Origin of the sequence: Arthrobacter sp. H35-D1, assembly GCF_030063185.1 — a bacterium.
Taxonomy (GTDB): Bacteria; Actinomycetota; Actinomycetes; order Actinomycetales; family Micrococcaceae; genus Specibacter.
Genome location: NZ_JASISP010000034.1, coordinates 1 through 19366, shown reverse-complemented (window position 1 = coordinate 19366; position 19366 = coordinate 1). Strand labels below are relative to the sequence as shown.

Annotated in this window: 16 protein-coding genes and 1 pseudogene; 10 read left to right on the top strand and 7 right to left on the bottom strand. The window is 56.1% G+C overall.

All coding sequences use genetic code 11. The annotated features are described in order from the left end of the window. Positions 1-259 precede the first annotated feature (259 nt). Positions 260-2068, bottom strand: a complete 1809-nt coding sequence (locus QMG25_RS19290; protein ID WP_283462718.1) for a polysaccharide deacetylase family protein — start codon at positions 2066-2068, stop codon at positions 260-262. Positions 2069-2538: 470 nt separating this feature from the next. On the opposite strand from QMG25_RS19290, the gene QMG25_RS19285 reads away from it, so the two are divergent. Together QMG25_RS19285 and sufU are read left to right on the top strand one after the other, a co-directional pair. Beyond that, the gene (locus QMG25_RS19285; RefSeq protein WP_283462717.1) at positions 2539-3849 is read left to right on the top strand and encodes a cysteine desulfurase; all 1311 of its coding nucleotides are present in this window, start codon (positions 2539-2541) and stop codon (positions 3847-3849) included. Positions 3850-3852: 3 nt separating this feature from the next. Further along, positions 3853-4314 carry a Fe-S cluster assembly sulfur transfer protein SufU gene (sufU, locus tag QMG25_RS19280; protein ID WP_283462716.1) on the top strand — a complete coding sequence of 154 codons (462 nt, stop codon included), beginning with the start codon at positions 3853-3855 and terminating at the stop codon, positions 4312-4314. Between the two features lie 8 nt (positions 4315-4322). Here the strand turns inward: sufU and QMG25_RS19275 are convergent, their stop codons facing one another. From QMG25_RS19275 to QMG25_RS19255, 5 genes are all read right to left on the bottom strand, one after another. Further along, a complete protein-coding gene (locus tag QMG25_RS19275) occupies positions 4323-4784 on the bottom strand; it encodes a VanZ family protein (protein WP_283462715.1) in 462 nt (153 codons plus the stop codon). Between the two features lie 118 nt (positions 4785-4902). Beyond that, the gene (locus QMG25_RS19270; protein ID WP_283462714.1) at positions 4903-5529 is read right to left on the bottom strand and encodes an LPXTG cell wall anchor domain-containing protein; all 627 of its coding nucleotides are present in this window, start codon (positions 5527-5529) and stop codon (positions 4903-4905) included. 173 nt (positions 5530-5702) lie between these two features. After that, positions 5703-7583, bottom strand: a complete 1881-nt coding sequence (locus QMG25_RS19265) for a DUF4012 domain-containing protein (RefSeq protein WP_283462713.1) — start codon at positions 7581-7583, stop codon at positions 5703-5705. Positions 7584-7742: 159 nt separating this feature from the next. After that, positions 7743-9185 (bottom strand): sugar transferase, encoded by a 1443-nt coding sequence (locus QMG25_RS19260; protein WP_283462711.1) that lies wholly within the window; start codon positions 9183-9185, stop codon positions 7743-7745. A gap of 110 nt (positions 9186-9295) precedes the next feature. Beyond that, entirely contained in the window at positions 9296-10783 is a 1488-nt protein-coding gene (locus tag QMG25_RS19255; RefSeq protein ID WP_283462710.1) for a tyrosine-protein kinase domain-containing protein, read from the bottom strand. A gap of 494 nt (positions 10784-11277) precedes the next feature. Here QMG25_RS19255 and QMG25_RS19250 point away from each other — a divergent pair, with 494 nt between their 5' ends. Continuing rightward, the gene (locus QMG25_RS19250) at positions 11278-11742 is read left to right on the top strand and encodes an IS110 family transposase (protein WP_283462709.1); all 465 of its coding nucleotides are present in this window, start codon (positions 11278-11280) and stop codon (positions 11740-11742) included. Between the two features lie 248 nt (positions 11743-11990). After that, positions 11991-12325, top strand: a pseudogene (locus QMG25_RS20675) (transposase); the annotation flags it as partial. Here QMG25_RS20675 and QMG25_RS19235 read toward each other — a convergent pair. Further along, complete coding sequence (locus QMG25_RS19235; protein WP_283462706.1) at positions 12322-12867, bottom strand: transposase family protein; 546 nt, start codon at positions 12865-12867, stop codon at positions 12322-12324. The pseudogene QMG25_RS20675 and the gene QMG25_RS19235 sit on opposite strands and share 4 nt — an antisense overlap. Positions 12868-13129: 262 nt before the next feature. Here QMG25_RS19235 and QMG25_RS19230 point away from each other — a divergent pair, with 262 nt between their 5' ends. From QMG25_RS19230 to QMG25_RS19205, 6 genes are all read left to right on the top strand, one after another. After that, entirely contained in the window at positions 13130-13261 is a 132-nt protein-coding gene (locus tag QMG25_RS19230) for a hypothetical protein (RefSeq protein ID WP_283462705.1), read from the top strand. Between the two features lie 286 nt (positions 13262-13547). Then, entirely contained in the window at positions 13548-14648 is a 1101-nt protein-coding gene (locus tag QMG25_RS19225) for a hypothetical protein (protein WP_283462704.1), read from the top strand. Beyond that, positions 14645-15751: a glycosyltransferase gene (locus tag QMG25_RS19220; protein WP_283462703.1), complete on the top strand. Its 1107-nt coding sequence runs from the start codon at positions 14645-14647 to the stop codon at positions 15749-15751. The genes QMG25_RS19225 and QMG25_RS19220 overlap by 4 nt, the downstream gene beginning before the upstream one ends. Beyond that, positions 15748-16845 carry a glycosyltransferase family 4 protein gene (locus QMG25_RS19215; RefSeq protein WP_283462702.1) on the top strand — a complete coding sequence of 366 codons (1098 nt, stop codon included), beginning with the start codon at positions 15748-15750 and terminating at the stop codon, positions 16843-16845. Before QMG25_RS19220 ends, QMG25_RS19215 begins: the two co-directional genes overlap by 4 nt. Before the next feature lie 337 nt (positions 16846-17182). Beyond that, positions 17183-18415 (top strand): hypothetical protein, encoded by a 1233-nt coding sequence (locus QMG25_RS19210; protein WP_283462701.1) that lies wholly within the window; start codon positions 17183-17185, stop codon positions 18413-18415. Between the two features lie 328 nt (positions 18416-18743). Then, the gene (locus tag QMG25_RS19205) at positions 18744-19274 is read left to right on the top strand and encodes an ISAs1 family transposase (RefSeq protein WP_283462700.1); all 531 of its coding nucleotides are present in this window, start codon (positions 18744-18746) and stop codon (positions 19272-19274) included. Positions 19275-19366: the final 92 nt, after the last annotated feature.

Genomic DNA, 19366 nt, shown 5'->3' with positions numbered 1-19366 from the left:
GGGTTGCTGCGCCAAGAGCAACGATGAGACTGAGAATGAGGAAGTGGTGAAAAAGTTTCACTTGAAGTCCACGCATGCATTCTCCGGAAGGCACAGGCAGGCCAATCCACTTCACTACACCCTACAGCGCCGGATTTGCCGGGAAGGGGCCAAGGTGGCTGGTGCCAGGCTGCCATGCACGTTCAAAATTCAACCGACGCAACGAGGGCGGCCCATCGGGTGATGGGCCGCCCTCAGTGCTCGGATCGCTTTTCGTTTGCTACGGCGCTGGAGCGCCGACCGTGTCATACAGTGCGTAGTCGTCGGTGGTCAAGGTCCCGTTTTGGAAGAGGTTCAAGCCAAAACTGATCGCCGTTGCCCCTTCCGGAAGTGCGGGCGTTGTCCACACAGCCTGGGTGTAGCTCGACGTCGCGGCGAACCACGGGCTTGACGTCCAATAGGTCCAGGTGCCGTCGGCGGCGCGGTAGTAGAGGGCAAACTGCGTCGGTGTCGTAGAGGTGTACCAGGTCCGCATCGAGTACGTGTGTCCCGCGATTCCCACCGGTGCGCAGCTGCCGTGGTCCAGAGTAGGAAGGAGTTTGGCGTCGCCGTCGGCATAGTTCGTCACTGTCAGGGTTTGCGCCATGGAACCGGTGTGTGCCGCCGCGCTGGCACTGAAGTCCGCGGTGTTGGCCCCATACCCGGCTTCCTGCCAGCATTGCGGCAGCGCGCCTCCGCCGGAAGTCTCCAAGCTTGGGTTCTGAACCAGGTTGGTGCCCGGGGCCGGCGGGGGCGGCGGCGGGATGGACGCCGCGTCGTACATGGCGTAATCATCGGTGGTGATGGTGCCATTGCCGGCCAGGTTCAGCCCAAAACTGATCGCACTTGCCCCGGCGGGCAGCGGTGGCGTCGTCCAGGAGGCCTCCTCGTAGGTGGTTCCCGCCGCGAAGAACGGGCTGGTGGTCCAGTACTTCCACGAGCCCAGATCGGTGCGGTAGTAGACCTCGAATTGGGTGGGCGCCGTGGACTTGTACCAGGCGGACAGTGCATAGGTTTGGCCAGGCGTGGCCGCGGTGGCACATTCACCCAGGTCCTGTACAGGAAGCCACTTGGCATCGCCGTCGCTGTATCCGGTGACTGTCAGCACGGCTGCTGTTGATCCCGTGCGCCCGGGTGAAACGGTGCTGAACGCGGCGGTGTTGGTGCCGTAGCCACCGTTTTGCCAGCACTGCGGCACACCGGAGGAGATGGCTTCCAGGCTAGGGTTGGTGACCATGTTCTCGCCCGGCTGCGATGTGGCAACGGGGCCGGGCACCGCGGGCTTGAGCGTGCCGCCGATGACCTGGTCCACGGTCTTGACCAAGGTGGTGGCGGGCCTGGCCTTCAGCCATGTGGCGAATTGGCCAAAGAGCGCCGGTGAGATGGTGAGCGGGTCCGTCCCGTCGGTCCCTATGTGGTGGAAGGTCAGCTCCACCCATCCGCCGCCGTTTTGTTCGGCCTGGGTGACGGTTTTCTTCAGGTCCGCCAGCGTCCAAGTGTTGTCCACTTGATCGGGCGCCTTGATCTCGTAGGGTTCTGCCGGGGGGATGGTTTCCGCCAAGGCACATCCGTTGCACCCAAAGCGTGAGGAGATGTCGCCCAGCCCGCGGGCACTGTTGTACCCGCAGTTCTCCACGATGGTCTTCGTGGAGCTGGTCAGGGAGGCAAAGGGATAGGCGAAGTTGGTCACGCGGAATCCCCAGTTGCTGAGGTTGACACGGTCGTTGCAGACTTGGCGCGCTGCTTCGTCGTCGGCCAGCGTGGCCAAGTCCGGGTGCGTCACCGTATGCCCGCCAATCTCATTGCCATCCGCCGCCAAGGTCTGAAGATCTGCAAGGGTCATGTAACCGGGATGGTTGGTGAAACCCGATGTTACGTAGAACGTGCCTTGAAGTCCGTTGGTTTTCATGATGGAGGCAGCGTTCATCTGGTCCGCGTTGCCGTCGTCGAAGGACAGGGTCACCGTGGTGACGGGGTCGGCGGCCTGCGCGGGGGCTCCCATGGCGGCAACGCCGAAGGTCGCCAAGAGGACACAGAGAAGGCCGGCCATTGCCTTGACCGGTCTATGCAACCGTCTTTGTTGTTTTGCACCCCCGGCTCTGCGACAGCCGGGGAAATAACCAAGGTTCCGAATCATGTAGAGACCACTTTCTTGAGAGCAACCTGACTAGTATCCGATCCTGCAGGGTCGCGATACCAGGCTTCGTCCTCAATGCTTTTTCAGGACAAGGCCCCGGCCACCATCAAAGGAAAGGGTGATGTCGGGGCTTTGGCGGGCATGCTGAAATGGCCCGTCTGATGTCCAGCATCGCGAATTAGAATGCGGCCGTCTAGAGTGGAGCTACTCGTTTCGCCCGTCCCAGAGGCGGATCCGAACCCGGTACTGGAGTAAGCCGAACCTGAGGTGCCTGCACCGCCAAACAATGCAACAATTAGGTGAAGCGGATGTGACGTATTCTGTTGTGTCCCCTGCCGGCCGAATGGCGGCTGGCCGCGCTAGTGCCGAGGAGTACACATTTGGTGACAGGATCCGCCGTCCACGAACACACTTCCGCGTTGAATGACGTGGAGGTTGTGCGCATCCGCAACGACTTCCCCATCCTTGAACAGCACGTCAATGGGAAGCCGCTGGTCTATCTCGACTCCGGGGCCACCTCGCAAAACCCGTTCAGCGTCATGGAGGCGGAGCAGGAGTATTACGAGCAGCGCAATTCCGCCGTGCATCGCGGCGCCCACACCTTGGCCGTCGCCGCCACGGATTCCTTTGAGGACGCCCGTGAGACGGTCGCGGCCTTCATCGGTGCCGAGACCAACGAGCTGGTCTGGACGCAGAATGCCACGGCCGGTCTGAACCTGATCGCCTATTCCTTTGGCAATGCCAGCGTCGGCGCAGTTTCGGCCCAGGCCCAACGGTTTGCCCTCTCGGCAGGGGACGAGGTGCTGGTGACCGAGATGGAGCACCACGCCAACCTGATTCCATGGCAGGAGGTGTGCCGACGCACCGGCGCCACGCTGCGCTACATCCCCGTCCACGACGACGGCACCCTGGACATGGACGCTGCCGCCAACCTGCTCAACGAGCGCACCAAGGTGTTTTCCTTCACCCACGTCTCCAACGTCACAGGCGTCATCAACCCGGTCTCCGAGTTGACGGCCCTGGCCCATGCCGCGGGCGCCCTGGTGGTTCTGGATGCCTGCCAGTCGGCGCCCCACCTGCCCCTGGACGTCAAGGCCCTGGACGTGGATTTCGCCGTGTTCTCCGGCCACAAGATGCTCGGGCCCACCGGCATTGGGGGCCTGTATGGCCGGGCGGAGCTGCTCGATGCCATGCCCCCGTTCCTCACTGGCGGTTCCATGATCACTACCGTCACCATGGATCGGGCGGAATACCTGCCGGCGCCGCAGCGCTTCGAGGCCGGTACGCAGCCCATCTCCCAGGCCGTGGCCTTGGCGGCAGCCGCCAACTATCTGCACGAAACCGGGATGGAGCGCATCCATGACTGGGAAGCGTCCCTGGGCCAGCGCTTGGTGAGCGGGCTGGAAGCCATCGAAGGCATCCGCGTCCTGGGACCGGCATCGGGCATTCCGCGGGCAGGTCTGGCATCCTTCGAAGTGGCTGGGGTGCACGCGCACGACGTCGGCCAGTACCTTGACGCCGCTGGCATCGCCGTCCGGGTGGGCCACCACTGCGCCCAACCGCTGCACAGGCGGCTGGGGTTGAACGCCTCCACCCGTGCCAGCACGTATTTGTACAACACCAGCGCCGATGTGGACGCGTTCCTGGCCGCTGTGGCCGGGCTGCGCGGCTACTTTGGCGTGGAGGGGGAGTAGGCCGTGAGTTCACTGGATTCGCTGTACCAGCAGATTATTTTGGAAGAGTCGAAGACCCGCCGTGGCGCGGATCTGCCCAATGAGCAGCTGCAGGGGCTGCATCTGCCGCAGAACGTGGGCCAGTGCCACCAGCTGAACCCCGTGTGCGGGGACGAGATCACGTTGCGGATCGAGACGGCAAGCGATGCCGTCTCCGGTATCCACTGGGCGGGGGACGGGTGCGCCATTTCCATGGCGTCGGCCTCCATCCTCAGCGACATGGTGGTGGGCCTGGAGCGTGCGGAGGTGCATGCCCTGATCGGCAACTTCCGCGAGGTGATGCGCTCCCGCGGGAAGCTGGAAGCCGACGAGGACCTTTTGGGCGACGCTGCGGCACTGTCCGGCGTGTCAAAGTATCCGGCTCGGGTGAAGTGCGCCATGCTGGCCTGGGTAGCGGCCGAGGACGCGCTCAACCAGACAAGCTGAACTTATGGTCAGGGTTTGAACGGGGAGCGTCGTGCGGCGTGGAGTGCCCGTCGGCGGCTGAGCGACCACACCACGAGCACTAAAATCGCACCAATGAAGGCACCTGAGGTGTTGGCCACGATGTCGCTCCACGCGGGGACGCGGACGGGCAGGAAAATAGCTTGTGCCAGTTCCACTGCACCGGAGAACGCGGCAGCAATGACTATGGACAGCCACCACAGCTTTCTGGGCATGCGCAGCACCAAAATGATGCCCAGGGGAATGAACAACAGGATGTTGGCGGCAAACTCAACCTTGCGGTAGCCAATGAACCAATCGGGCAGCCCGTGGCCGTGCAGCCACTGCAGCAGCTGCATCAGGGCACCGTCAATGGGCCTGTTCACGGGGGAGGGCCAAAACAAGATGCCCGCCAGCGCGGCAAAGTACGCGATGGCAAGGATCACTGCCACCTTGTGGCTCACTGTGTTCACAAGAACCAAGTCTAGGTGCCGCGCCTGCAGGTGCGAACTACCGCCTGAAAACAAGAAAGCCCGGAACCAATGGTTCCGAGCTGTCTTGTTGGCTGGTGCAATACCAGCCGAGCAGCGACTAAGCAGCCATGTCTGCACGGTTGCGGCGGCGTGAAATAACCACGGAACCCACGCCGACGCCCAGTGCGCCAACGCCGATGAGCGACCAGACAGCAACGCTGGCGTCAATGCCGGTGGCGGCAAGACCGTCGTCGTTGCCGGCAACGTCGTTGCCCGTGCCGGAACCATCGTTGCCAACGCCGGCATCGATGTTGGCGACTACCTTGACAACCTGGCTGACGGTGACGCCCGAGGTGCGGCCCGTGGCCGTCAGCGTGTAGGTGCCAGTCTGCTCCAGTGTGATGGGAGTAGAGAAGGCGCCATTGTCATCGGCGACGGCGGTAAAGGAAGCTGGTGCTGCGGGCTGGATGATCATGGGCACGGACGCGGAGATGCCGCCGCCCAGTGAGCCAATGGCCCCGCCAGCCACAGGGCTGGTCATGGTGACGGTGATGTCAATGGTTTCACCGGGCGTGAAGCCGGAGCCGCTGAAAACAACGGCTTCGCCGGCCACCACAGTTCCCGTTGAAACGGTGGAGGCGGGTGGGCCTGCCGGGTAGTCACTGGGAGCTGCCTGGGCGGCAACTGTTCCGGCGGACAAGGTCAGGAGGCCAGCAAGCGCAACGCTTGCAAGGATTTTCTTCAAGGTATTTCCCCAGTTTCTTTTATGTTTGATCGCCGGTTCCCCCGTTGAGACCGCGATTTGTTTCTAGATTATCAGTGGGCGCTGTCGTTACCAAACAGATGGATGAAAGTTTCGCCGTTTGGACAGTGCTGTGCTAGTGGGAGGTTCAGAGGCCATGGATTGTTCGTGAAGAGTTATTCTCCTGTGCACCCCGTGACCTTTTGTTCGGGCAGAATGACGTCCGATTTCTTTTGGATGGTGGGGGTGACGCTGAGCTGGGCCGGGCTGGTCTGGACCACCTTGGAAAAGTCGATTTCCACGGTCTGTTGCTGTCCAGGGGCCAGCTGTACCCGCACTATGCCGACGGGGCGCTCGTCATGGGAGTGGGAGCTAATACCCACAACTTTGCCGTCTATTCTGGCCTCCTGTGTCCGTGCCTGGGTCGGGCCGTAGGCCACCACGTTGGTGGCCACGCTGCCATGGGGAACCCCGAATACCGCGTCACCTGTTACATAGGCAGGCAGTGACGTGGCGGCATCGGCAGGTGCAGTGTTGGTCATGGTGATTTTGGCTGTGTACTCGGCATAACCCCCAGCATTGCAACGCTGCACCAACTGCACGGTGCGTTTGACGTAATAATCCATCTTGGCGCCGGTGCCGTCATTGAAATAGACGCCGAAGCCCGCCGCGGGAACGCTTGGACCTGAAATGGCGCCGCCAATGCCTACGTCGCCTAGGATCGCCTGCTCGTCGCCGTGGGCGGACCACATCAAAATTCGATTGTCGCTGACACCTGTGGCCAGGGTCTGGACCAGTTTGTCGCCGGGAGTCTTGCCGGAAGCAACCACATCAAAGACCTCTTTCGCCACCGCTGCAAAGTAGGCGTCCTGCAACGCGGGCTCCTCGATTTCGGCGTAGACCTGGGAGAGCAACACGGGCACCAAGTTTGTGCTGGTCAGCTGTGTGGGCAGGTCGCCGAGGCTCACACCTGCCGGAAGAGCCGGTGCCACGGTGATGGGACCGGTTGTCTTCAGGACCAATGCCAGCGCCACCGGGTCAATGGAAATGACGCCGTCAATGGGTTGTTCGGGGTGGCGTTGCAGCCACATGTCCTTGGCCGTGGAAGCGGCTGTGGGGAAATCCGGAGTCATGTTGACGTCTTGCATGTAGCTGCCCATGCGGTTGGAGTAGATGGCTTCCTGTTCGGCGTCCACCTTGACCGGAGGCGTGAAGTCTCCCATGGCACTGGCAGAGTCCTGGGCGGCTAGGGATATCTTTCCGTTCTCCGCATGGATCACGGCGAGTGCTCCGGGTATGCCGCCGCTGGCACGGACTTCCGCATTGTTTTGGATCAACAATAGGTAGTCTCGGGGGGCTTCCGCACCCATCATGGGAGGGACAAGCTGTGCGGCGTCGGAAGCAGTTGAAAGCAGTCCGCGCAGCTCGTCCAGTTGGACCTTGGCGCTGTCCAGGGGATCAGCAATCTGGGGGAGCAGCGGTGCAGGATCAATCCCGGCCAGCCGTTCATAGGACAGCTCCACGGAATTGGCGGCCGAAACCACGCTGGGTGCCGCTTTTTGCAGGGGGGCCAAAGGTACGGCACCATCTACTGGTGTCAGCGACTTCCAGTCCAAGGATTCGAAAGTACCAACCAAGGGCTGGGCGGCCAAGCGGACCACGTCGTCGGCCGTAGTGGTAATTTCCGAGGCTGCGGCCAGGTTGGGCCCGAGCCAGGGAAGGCTGCTCGCCAGCTTCCAAAGGGGATCCGAACCCGCTTGTTTGGCGGCGGCCGTATGCTCCGCCAAGGAGGCCACGGTATCGGAAGCACTGGACGCATCATTGGCCAGAAGCTGATTCTTCAGCTTCGGCAGCAGTTGCGCGGTCGCGTCAAGGTTGTCCTTTATTTCGATAGCGCGGACACCGAGCCACGCCGTTGCGCCCCCCACCAACACCAGCACGGCCAGGGCACCCACACCCCACCGAAGCAGACGCTTGCGCCGCTTCCGCCGTCCGGTCGCAGGTTGCACGGTTCTGCGGACCCGGCCCGTCCCCTCGGTGGGGTCTTCTGTTGGCACGTGGGCCTCATCCGTCCCAGCCATGCCTACGGACGTCCCATGCCGAGGAAGGCGTCAGAGCCTTTCACGCCAATTGCTGGAATACTCATTTCAAGAGCCCTTACTGCTGGATATTATTGACAGGCAAGCCCCATGTCTCGGCATTTTTTGAAGCATTTCTTACACTGCGCCGGTGCTGAAGAAGACCGCTTTGAATGTACGGAAGAGAATGACTAGGTCTGCTGCCATCGACCAATTCTCTACGTAGTAAAGGTCTAACTTGATGCTTTCATCCCATGTCAGGTTCGATCGGCCGCTCACCTGCCATAGTCCACTCATTCCAGGCTGGACATACAACCTGCGATGGGCAGCATCGTCGTAGAGCGCGACTTCCCCTTCGCGTTGTGGCCGAGGACCAACCAGGCTCATGCTGCCCGAAAAAACATTGAACAACTGAGGTAGTTCGTCAAGGGAATACTTTCGCAGGATTCCCCCGATCGGTGTGATGCGCGGATCATTTTCCACCTTGAACAAAGGAGTACCTGCAGTTCCTTGGGCAACAAGAAGCGTGTCAAGCTGTCGGTCTGCATCGGGCACCATCGACCTGAACTTGGCCATCTCAAAGGTCGAGCCTCGCAGCCCCACCCGCTCCTGAAAGTACAAGACGGCACCTGGGCTTGAAAACTTGACTGCCAGCGCAATGGCCGCGAGGACGGGTGAGAGGCACGCAATCAGCACACCCGAGCCCAGGACGTCGAAGGCTCGTTTGGCCACGCGTTTTCCACCCGTGAGTTTCGGTGTTGAAACGTGGATCAGTGGGAGGCCGGCCACGGGCTGTGTATGGATACGTGGGCCGGCTATGTCCGTGAGCGCCGGTGCCAGAATCAATCCGATGTTGGCTGCTGCCAGGTCCCATCCGAGCTGGCGCATGGTTTGGGGCGTAAGCCTTACGCCGGTGGTGATGGCCACAGCGTCCGCACCACTGGAACGAACGGCATCCTGAATGTTCTCTGCCGTCGGGTTGCCATGGATGAGGGGGAGGTTCGGTGGCTCGTCAACTGAGCCCTGCACATTGGCCGACAAGTAGCCGGCAATGGGCGAATAGCCAGCTTCTGGAGCGCCACGCAAGGCGTTGACCAAGTGTCCCATCGCCGCAGGACCTCCGATGATTAGCAAACGCGAGACGCTTCCGCCGCGGCTCCGTTCCAGACTCAGGTGCTGGCGAAGAACCCATCTCCCGGCGATCAGGCCAACGGTTCCCAACGGGAAAGCCGTGCCGACATAGCTTCGAGCCAGATCGACCTGAAGGGCGTATGCGATAATTGCGATTATTCCGAACAGCCAGAGGCTGGCTGCAACAACGCGCTTGTATTCTTCAGCACCCGCACCGAGCATCCGCGGTTCTCGACTGCCCCAGGCACCTAGCATCAACCACCAAATAAGTGGCAACACAATGCTGACCGCCGTGTAAGACGCCACCGGGGCACCGGCGATGGCATCGGAAGTAGCAGGGTGCAGCCCAAACCGCAGCAGGTGGGCACCCGTCACGGACCAGACCACAACTACCGCGTCAAGCGCGCCAATTCTCCGGGCGTAGCGAGTACGCCAGTTTTTTGAATTCAAGTGTTTCCCCAGAAATACGTTTGAGTGTGAACGTGCGTCCGTTGGGGACTCTTAAAGGATTCAGAGTCCTGTCAAGACCAGCAGCTGATTATCCAAAGGACGGTTGAAAATCACCCGCGTCGAGATGCCCGTGTTTCTGTGCCTCGAAGCAGTCTGTCAAAATCGTCCTCGACCGGACCGGACAGTGTTTCGCTGGCGGTCGGGATGCTCGACGAGCTGGTCGATTGAACCTCAGGAGTTGCGGGATTCGCACTGTAACCGTAATAGCTGTAAGCGTAAGCATCAGGACCTTTGACGGGAACCCGGTTCAGCACAACACCCAGAATTTCGGCGTCAACCAGTTTGAGAGTCTCCAAAGCCTTTTGCACTTCTGGTTGCTTTGCTATGTGGCAACCAACGACCACCATGACTCCGCCCACCTTCTGGGCCAAGACGGCAGCGTCTGTGACAGGAAGCAGGGGTGGGGCATCGATGATGACGGCATCGAAATGCTCCTCCAAACGCTTGATGAGTGTCGACATGGCCTCGGACCCCAACAGTTCGCTGGGATTGGGCGGGATCTGGCCTGAAGTCAGAACGTGAAGTTCGTGCGCGCCCCAAGGCTGGAGCAGATCTTTGATATTGACTTCCCCAACCAAGGCAGTGGTCAGACCGGCAGCACCCTCTAGGCCCAAATACTTGCCCACCATCGGCCGACGGAGGTCGGCGTCCACTAGCACCACAGACTGTCCGGCCTCAGCCATGGTCAGGGCGAGGTTGGTAGCAGTGGTGCTCTTTCCTTCCCCTGGCAAGGAAGACGTGACGAGTAGTGTTTTGCTACTGCTGCTGACTTGGGCAAACTGCAGATTGGTCCGGAGTTGTCTAAATGACTCGGCGCGCTGGCTGTGGACGGATCCTCGGCTCAGCAGTGGATCCTTCTGCGCTTCCTGTTCGAACGGGATGCCACCGAGCACGGGAGAGCCAGTGATTTCCCGCAGATCACTTTCACTCCTGACCCGGTTATCGAGAGAGCTCCGCACTAGTGAAGTGGCCACTCCTAAAACAAGTCCCACAATAAAGCCAAGTGCAAGGTTGATTTTCAGATTTGGGGAGGAAGGAGCGGTGGGTGCAAAGGCCGGGGTCACCACAGACAACTTGACCGGTGAGGGGCCCCCGTCTGCGGGCTTCTCCAAATTGTCAACCGCGATGATGAGGCTGCTAGCCACTGCGTGGGCAACTGCCGCAGCTTGAACGGGAGAGTCGTCATTGACAGAAATTGAAACAAGAACTGTCTTCAAATCTGAGGTGGCTTTGATTTTGGTGGCAAGCTGCTGCGGGGAAAGATCCAGCCCCAGAGAATCGATGACCGGTTGGAGTACGGTTGGGGTGGTGGCCGTCACCACATACGACGAAACTCGGGCCTGAATGAATGAGTTACCCGTTTGAAGATCCTGCACCGATCCCGAGTTTTGAGTTGCCACGAAGAGTTGTGTCTGCGCCGTATAGAGCGGTTTCGTCAGTACCGAAAATGCGACAGCTGCTAAGAGTCCAACAAGACTAAGCGCCACAATGATGATCCAGTTGCGGCGCAGGATGTGAATGTAGTCCCGAAATTCCAAAAGTAGGTTCCCCACGTCTTGTTGTATGAATGCCAAGTTCCTCTAGGGATACCGGAGGCAGACTTGACTTGCTATTTGGGTTCATTCTACCGGGTGCATAGCTTGCCTTTAGCCAGGTACAGGATCTTCAGAATTGAGTGTATAGCTGGCGTTGCCGCTTGAGGAGTCCGGGGCTGGAGGTTGTTTCTGCTGAGGCGAGGGCCTTGGGAGACAATCGGATTCCTAATGGGTAGTGGCAAGCCTGAGGCTGGCTGCCAGATTTGACCCACTCGGACCGGGCGTGACTCACTTCAGATCTGCCCTTGGCAGTGTCCTTTAGACGACCTGTGGACCCCGGCCCGTGGGGGCCAGTTTGGCTCGCACCGGTGGCCTGATAGAAGGTTGTCCGTCGTGTAACACCTTGCTGCAGGGCGTGACTCGTTAGGGACTTGCCTCGGCGTGACCCTCCTCAAACTGGCCGATCATTGTCCTGTATTGGGAAGGAAGCCACTTCAATGAGTACCGTCCGCGATGAATACACGAACATCGTCGGTGTGGATACCCACGCCCGCACCAACACCTACGCCATCCTTGCGGCCGCCACTGGCCAAGTGATGGATACCGCCACATTTCCCACGAGCCCACCGGGCCTCAAGCGCGCCATCGCCTGGATCGACCGGCGCAGCGATCCGGGCAAGACTCTCGTGGCCGTCGAGGGAACCAATTCGTATGGATCGGGACTGACCCGTGCACTGCGTGCCACAGCCTTGGATATCTGTGAGGTGCGACCACCGCGCCGGACCTCACGTGCCGGGCGAGGCAAGTCCGATGACATTGACGCACTTGCTGCTGCTCGCACGGTGCTCGGGGAACAGATCTCAGCGCTGCTGGATCCCCGTGCCGAAGGAAACCGGAGGCTCTACGAATCCTTCTCAACGCCCGCGACACTATGGAACGCCAAAGCACCTCGGACCGTCTGATCCTCACCGCGCTGCTGCGCACGATGGACCTGGGCATCGATGCTCGCAAGGCCCTCAACGACGACCAAATATTGGAGGTCAGCCGATTCCGGATGCACCTAAGCGACGACTTGCAGACCCGGGTCGGACGTGCCGAGGCTAAGCGGCTGGCCAACGCCATCAATGAATTCCACGTTCGGCTTGCACGCAATAAGGAGCAGCTGGAAGAAATCGTGATCCTCATGGCTGCCGGTCTTCTGGAGCTGCCGGGCCTTGGCCCCATAACCTCAGCGCAAGTGCTCGTCTCGTACTCGCACTATGGTCGTGTCCGATCGGAAGCGTCCTTCGCCGCGCTGGCTGAGTGAACCCAATCCCGGCGTCCTCAGGCAACAAAACCAGACACCGGCTCAACCTCCACGGCGACCGACAGCTGAACCGGGCCCTGCACACGATCGCGCGGATACGGATGATGTTCGACGCCGCCACCAAGGAATAGGTCGAGCGGCGCACCACCGAAGGAAAAAGCAACAAGGAAGTCCGCCGCTGCCTCAAGCGATTCATCGCCCGCCAGCTATTCAGAAAGCTTCAAACCTTCTTGACTTAAACCATAGAAGGATCCCTAACGCCGTCCAATAGCGGCTTGAAGTAGGTGATCTCGTTGTGTTTTTCGGACACGTTATCCTGCACCAGCACCGCACCGGTGGTGTGATCAATGCCGGCCAGCAGGTGAATTCGCGATCCGCCGCCGTTCTTGGCACCGCGGACTTCCATCCCATCAATGGCTATCGCCGCCACCGAGGTCATGCCCTGTGCCCACGCCCCGATTAAGCGGTCAAGGGCGTCGGCGTCAAAGCGTTGCAGGACCCTGGCCAATGTCGTTGCGTGAGGGGCGCCGATGCCGAGCTCTGCGAGCTGTTCCCGGGCCGTGTCGGCCGCCCATTCCGCCATCGCCACCAACGTTGTCGTCCCGGCCAGCACCGAGCTGACCATGATGACCAGCAAGTGGGCGAAACGATGCCGGACGCCCCGTTTCTTGCGCGGATCCGGCAAGTGACACAGGGCGGCAAGGATTCTCCCGGGATCAATCTCCACCGGCCCCGTCCTAGCGAATTCGTCAACGAACAAGGCAAGGTGAGACGATGGCATGCGAGAACTCCTGGCAACATGTGGGACTGAACAATCACATGCTTACTGGGAGTACCCGGTTTTTTGACAGCCACGGCCCTGTTTGTCTCACATATTAAGACGACTCACACTCATAAAAGCCTTTGCAGACACCCTGGGATACCACCAGAGGTAGCGGCATGGATCCGTGGTCACTGGAACTTCGAAAACGGGCTTCACTGTTGGCGCGACGTGACCTGGAGAGGACCACAGCCAAGTCTGAAACGGTAAAGGACCACGGGTCATGGCATCACTGCGAAACATCGCCATCATGATTCTCCGACTCCAAGGAGAAGCCAACCTCGCCAAAGCCACACGCGCAGCCCGCAACTACCCCACACGAGCACTCAAACTAGCCGGCATCACTAGCAGCTAAACGACTTCGCAGCCGCCCTGGCAGCTGGCCTGAGAGCACCACTCTTCAAATTGCCGTACTCAGTTCCGGTACAGTAATGGCATACGGACGTCGTGAACCCAACGGATGTGCGGGTTGTCACTCACGACTCCCGCCATGTCTTTACTTTCAGCTAGTGTGCTCAAACTTCGTAACGGCAATTCGCATGCATGGACGATGCGGTACGAAGATATTCAAATTCTTGAATGTCCGTAGTCGCATTGCTTTGTCTGAAAGATCAAAATCTCAAAATGCTCATCTTTTGAAAGTGTACGGAGTTCAGATTCATTTGCGAAGAAGGAATGCAGTAGGATCGGTCACCCTATTATTAGCCAGTGTCATCGGAATAGCACTTATTTTCTTCCGGGACAGAATTCTGCCAGATAAATTCTCCAGTGATTCGGATCAAATACAGCTAATAGCTATGGGTGAATTAAGCTCCGACGATGATTCATCATTTGCGTTTACATCATCCCTCTACAGCATATTGGGCGTCGCTGATTCGCCGATAATTGCCGGACTCTTAGGGATCATGCTCCCAACAACGCTATTGTTTTTCGTCATATACCATTATCGAGAAATAGACTTAGGGCTTACAGGAACAGTCTCTCTATTCGCATTCCCAATATTGACAGCCATATTCCTCGGGACATATTCCAAGGATGCTTTTGTGTCCGTAATCGTTCTGCTTATTCTTGGGTTGAAATCTGGATGGAAATCAGACCTGTTGATAGCACTAGCGATGCTCTTCTATGGTATTTACGTACGACCCTATTGGGTACTCATCGCTGCGGCATACCTCGGATTCAAAATACTCACCAAACGGAATCGAAGAATTTCAATATATATTTTTTGTGTCGGGATAGTCATAGTTGCTCTAAGTCTATTCATATATATATATATTGGCGCAGCGCCAGATACTTTTAGGAGCCAAGTAAATGTAGATAGACTTGGAGCTAGCGATGCAACAACTACCATTGAGCCGTTCATAACAATCACTCAACCGTATGGAGGAATTGCTAACAACATACTTACAGCGCTCGCACTTACGATTCCATGGCCCCTTGCAAGCCTTGGCTTGTACCATAAAATATTGTTCATTGCCATTTCAGCAATGTGGATAACATTCTTCGTAAGTCTGAAGAAGTGGATTAATATTAATCGATTTTCGAGAAATAAATCTCATATCGAAACTAGATCCATCGCAGTTATATTAACATTTCTCGCAGTGCAAGCCCTTTTTGAACCAGACTATGGTTCGGCCCTGCGCCACTTAAGCCCGCTCTTTCCACTCATACTTGTAATATTCATTAGTTGCAAGAGGAACACAAAATCACATTTTGAGAATGGATCCGATCTAAAGATATGACAAACCTCAATAATCGCGCATCGGAACAGAGCGATGGGAGGCCGATAATTGTCCACATAGTCGAAGATTTCAGTGGGGGCGTTGAAACCGCGGTTGGTTCCTACATTTACGCACTCCCTCACATAGATCACCATCTAATTCGAAAACAGGGGAATGGAAATTTACGCGCAAACACGTCGACAGATAAGCTATTCGTTTCTGTTACCGAGCTTCCGCGCAACATATATACAGCCGCACGAGTGTTGCGCAAACAAATAGCTGACATTCAACCTACCGTGATCCATGCGCATTCAAGCATGGCGGGCGTAATCTCGAGAGTTTTCCTCAATAGTCGTAAGAATCGCATCGTGTACACACCGCATGGATTCGCTTTCGAACGCCAAGATGTACAGCACGTCACGAGATTTTGTTACCGTCTAGTCGAGCGTCTCCTCGCAGTCAACACCACAGCGTACGCCCCTTGCTCGAAACGAGAAATGGATTTGGTTCATCAAATCGCTCCGAACGCTTCAGCGGTCCTGGTGCCGAACGTAAGTTCGATAAACCTGAATGAAATTCCCGTCATGCCGACCACGATAGGGAATGATGCAGAGCAAAAGGTCATCATTGCGGTGGCGCGCATCACCGCGGCGAAAGATCCAGAGTTCTTCACGAGAGTCGTTTCTGAATATCGAAAGTATGCTGACGCCAAATTTGTTTGGGTGGGGTGCGGTGACCCGGAACTTACTAGGAGATTGGTAGACGCCGGTGTTGAGGTAACAGGATGGCAATCGGCCGAACAAGTTGCAGGCTGGATGCACGCCGCCGATGCAATGGTACAAACGTCTCGGTGGGAAGCGATGCCATTGAGTCTTCTGGAGGCTGAGACAATGGGGCTACCAGTGGTAGCTCGAAAAGTAGAGTCTTTAGCGTGGCTGCCTAGTTCTGTATCTGGAACTACACCATCGGAACTGGCTCAGCGCCTCTATGAGTCTCTCACCGACGCCAATTTGCGAAAACGGATTCTGATGGCATGGAAGCAAGAGTTCTCGGATAACACGGTCAGAAATCAGCGTAACGAATTGACCAAACTATATTGTATAAATGGAGACGATTTCAAATGAAGATACTCACAATTCATTGGGGATCAAATGGTGGTGGCCCGAAATACGCCCTAGACATGGCGCAGGCACTGAGCAAAACGCCTGATGTTGAATTACATGTCTCCTATTCAGAATATGCAGATAATGCGCAAGAATGGTGGACGCTCAGCAGGCTGAGACACAGTGTTTTAACATATCGTTCTAATATTGACTTCCTCATGGGCGCGCCCCGTTTGCTAAAAAATATCATTACACTTCGTAAATACATAAAAGTGAATAATATTATGACTGTTTACTCTCCAATGCTTAGTATCTGGCAATCGCTCTCGCTACCGCTTTGGTTGCCTCGAGATGTATATTATATATCGACAATACATGACGCTCAGTCTCACCCGGGAGATTCAAAGTTCTTGGCACGACGGTGTCAAGCGAGGGAACTGCGGCGCGCAGATAGAATCGTTGTCTTATCCGAACACGTCAGAATGGAACTGCTTGAAAAGAACGCCAGCCATAATATATCCGTGGTCCCAATGGGTGTGGATGCTGCTGTTGGCAGTAACAGGACACTTCCTTTCGGAACGATATATATTGGCTTTTTTGGCAGAATTCTCGCCTACAAAGGAATCGAGCTATTCGCTGATGCAATATCAGAGCTTTCGGATCGAGGACACGATATCAAAGGACTCGTATATGGTGCTGGGACCGTTAGTGATAATGTCCGCCAACGTGGAGGAAAAAATGTTGAATGGAACATTCGTTGGATAGAGAAATCTGAAATAGAATCGATTTTCGAGTCCTTCGACCTTGTACTTCTACCATATATTGAAGCCAGTCAGTCTGGCGTAATCTCTATCGCCTGCCGCTATGGCGTTCCACAAGTAGTGACACCTATTGGAGGACTATCGGAACAAATTGAACAGACGCGCTCGGGGATAGTTGCGAAACTTCTCAACGCTACTTCACTGGCCGACAGTATTGAAGATGTCATTTCTAACCGAGAACTCTACGAAGAACTATCTCTGCGGTCTTGTGCTGCTGGACAAGGTGAATACAGCTGGCAACGTGCGGCTGAGAAGTTGGTTGAGATTGTTTCCGCTCCTTCAGATCGGACCTAAGATGATGTCGACTGCTTACAAACATGTTACAAATATGGCTGATAGACAATACGATTTGAATTTGAAAGTGTTGGTGCAATTCTGGTTATTCAGAGTTGCTTTGAGCGCCGTTGGTTATCTTCGGAATGTCTGTTCATGATTTGTATCATGATATAGTCAAGAGGCTGTACTCATATCGTGGCTACAGTTTCAGTCTCACAATAAACTTGACATGTTTTATTGATATGTCGCTCCATCGAAAGTATTTTGCGTGCTCCTTGTTCCTATAAGATTTAACCTTGTTTCCAAGAGTTTTAGACGTGTGGCGTTCGTTGGCGGGCCGGTCGTCTCTGCTGCCATGACTTTTGTGCTATGGGCAATTATCTCTCACCTCGGTGAGCCAGGGACGTCCGGCAATGTGATCAGCGGATACAGCATTGGTATGACGATTTATTTGCCACTTTCACTAGGCCTACCGTTTATTTTGGCAAATTATTTCCGAGATTCAACGCAAAAGAGTGTCGCCAAGAGATATTTTATTCTGTCTACACTGCTATTGCTGAGTTCATTGGGTTTACTCATTGGAATTGTTATCGCAATTTTCACTAGACACGATATATCTTCAAGTGCCCTAGCATTTCTTCTCTCAGGTTGTGTCGTTTTAGGGAGTACAGTACAGCAACTCGGTCGAATTAGTGTTAATCTAAGGCAATTTCTATTCGGCCTGAGCGCCAATCTTTTACTGCCCGCTGTATGGCTTGGTGTTTTGCTATCGTTCGGCAAGAGTAATGTTTGGATTTCTACTCTATTTGTTGCGTGTTTTTTTGTGTTTAGTTGTTTTTTATTCAGATCAGTGAGTAAGTCTCTGCCTTCATCTTGGTTAAAGAACTATTACCGATACTTCGATAGAAGCCTTATTCGACTGTCTATTCCCCTAGTGCCTCACCTGCTGGCGTTTGCCATGATCATGCAGGGAGTACGCATGTCGGCATCGTGGACTGGATCTCCGACGGACATCGAAATTGGACACCAAGTAATGTTAATATTAAATTCCGGAGTATTGGTCGTGGCTTCAATTCACGGCGTACTTTCAGTCGAGATGATGTCGTCAACGGAGTCCCGCCTTAAAATGCGACTGCGAGCATATTCTATTAAGTATATGGCAATTGGTGCAGTTTCTTCGGTGGCTGTAATGGCCGCTTTTTTGTTGCCCATAGACTTGGTCATGGGAGGGATGCCACGATTTGACATTGCTATTGTTGCCTTAATGGCCACGGTTCCAGTTTGTATTACAGTTTACAATTTTTTAGCAACAATCTTGATGCGTCACCACAAGACAAAGTCACTGGCAATTATTTCTCTGGCTACACTTGCAATTTGGTTTATATCTTTCTTGTTCAGTTCGAGCCAAAACATAGAACATCTTTTAGTTGGTTACTGCATAATTTTACCTTTGCTATTTATTTTTTCCTTTGTGGCTTTAGCCTGGGGCGGATCTTTGAACGCACGCGCACTCTTCTCTTCAGGTTTGATAATGTCGCTAGCGTTCATTCCGTCAGCTTTGCTGTTCCTAATAAGTCTTCGCCTATAATTTTAAGACTTGGTTATGCAGTTTGCGTCTCTGCGGTGTGTCCATGGTGATGTCAAGCCTTCTTAGCAACATTGTCGTTGAGTAGCTTGGTGAAGACTTCGCCTAGCGTGAGGAACCCGAGGATTGCCCTCGGTCGGCCGTTGATTTCGTCGGCCATACAGTCCATCGAGGGCTTGTGACTGGCGGGGTGGATCAGGGCGGCTGCAAAGTCGTTTGTGAGAATTCAGCGTCTTAAAATGTGAGACGAATCCGGCCTGGCTTTTAATCGGCGAGAACCCCTGTTAAGCATGTGATTGTTCAGTCCCACATGTTGCCCAGGAGTTCTCGCATGCCATCATCCCATCTTGCTGTGTTCATTGACGAATTTGCCGCGGCCGGGTCGGTGAAGATTGATCCGGGCAAGGTCCTTGCAGCGCTGTCCGGGTTGAAGGATCCGAGGAAGAAGCGCGGTATTCGGCACCGATTTGCGCACTTGCTGGTCATCATGGTCTGCTCAGTGCTGGCCGGAGCGACCACGTTGGTGGAGATGGCCGAATGGGCCACCGACACTGCCCGGGACCAGCTCGCCGCCCTTGGCATTGGCACCCCGCACGCGACAACGTTGGCCAGGGTGCTTCAGGTTTTGGATGCCGACGCCCTGGACCAGCTGGCCGGGGCATGGGCACAGTCCAAGACACCGGTGGCGGCAATAGCCATAGACGGCAAAGAAGTCCGTGGTGCCAAGAACGGCGGTGGCACCAGGGTCCACCTCCTCGCCGCCATCGACCACGCCACCGGGGCCGTGCTCGTGCAGGAAAACGTGTCCGAGAAGCACAATGAAATCAGGCTCTTCAGAATCCAGAGTGTAGTTTCGGTCTGAAGCCTCCGGATTCCAGCAATGATCTGGCGACGTAGTTGGTGAGATTCCTGAAGCCGAGGGCAGAGCCCCGAAGGTGTTCCAATCTTCCATTA

Coding starts and splice junctions, on each gene's coding strand:
- QMG25_RS19290 (WP_283462718.1), bottom strand. CDS start 2,068: ATGGCCGGCCTTCTCTGTGTCCTCTTGGCGACCTTCGGCGTTGCCGCC.
- QMG25_RS19250 (WP_283462709.1), top strand. CDS start 11,278: ATGAGTACCGTCCGCGATGAATACACGAACATCGTCGGTGTGGATACC.
- QMG25_RS19235 (WP_283462706.1), bottom strand. CDS start 12,867: ATGCCATCGTCTCACCTTGCCTTGTTCGTTGACGAATTCGCTAGGACG.
- QMG25_RS19230 (WP_283462705.1), top strand. CDS start 13,130: ATGGCATCACTGCGAAACATCGCCATCATGATTCTCCGACTCCAAGGA.
- QMG25_RS19220 (WP_283462703.1), top strand. CDS start 14,645: ATGACAAACCTCAATAATCGCGCATCGGAACAGAGCGATGGGAGGCCG.
- QMG25_RS19215 (WP_283462702.1), top strand. CDS start 15,748: ATGAAGATACTCACAATTCATTGGGGATCAAATGGTGGTGGCCCGAAA.
- QMG25_RS19210 (WP_283462701.1), top strand. CDS start 17,183: ATGACTTTTGTGCTATGGGCAATTATCTCTCACCTCGGTGAGCCAGGG.
- QMG25_RS19205 (WP_283462700.1), top strand. CDS start 18,744: ATGCCATCATCCCATCTTGCTGTGTTCATTGACGAATTTGCCGCGGCC.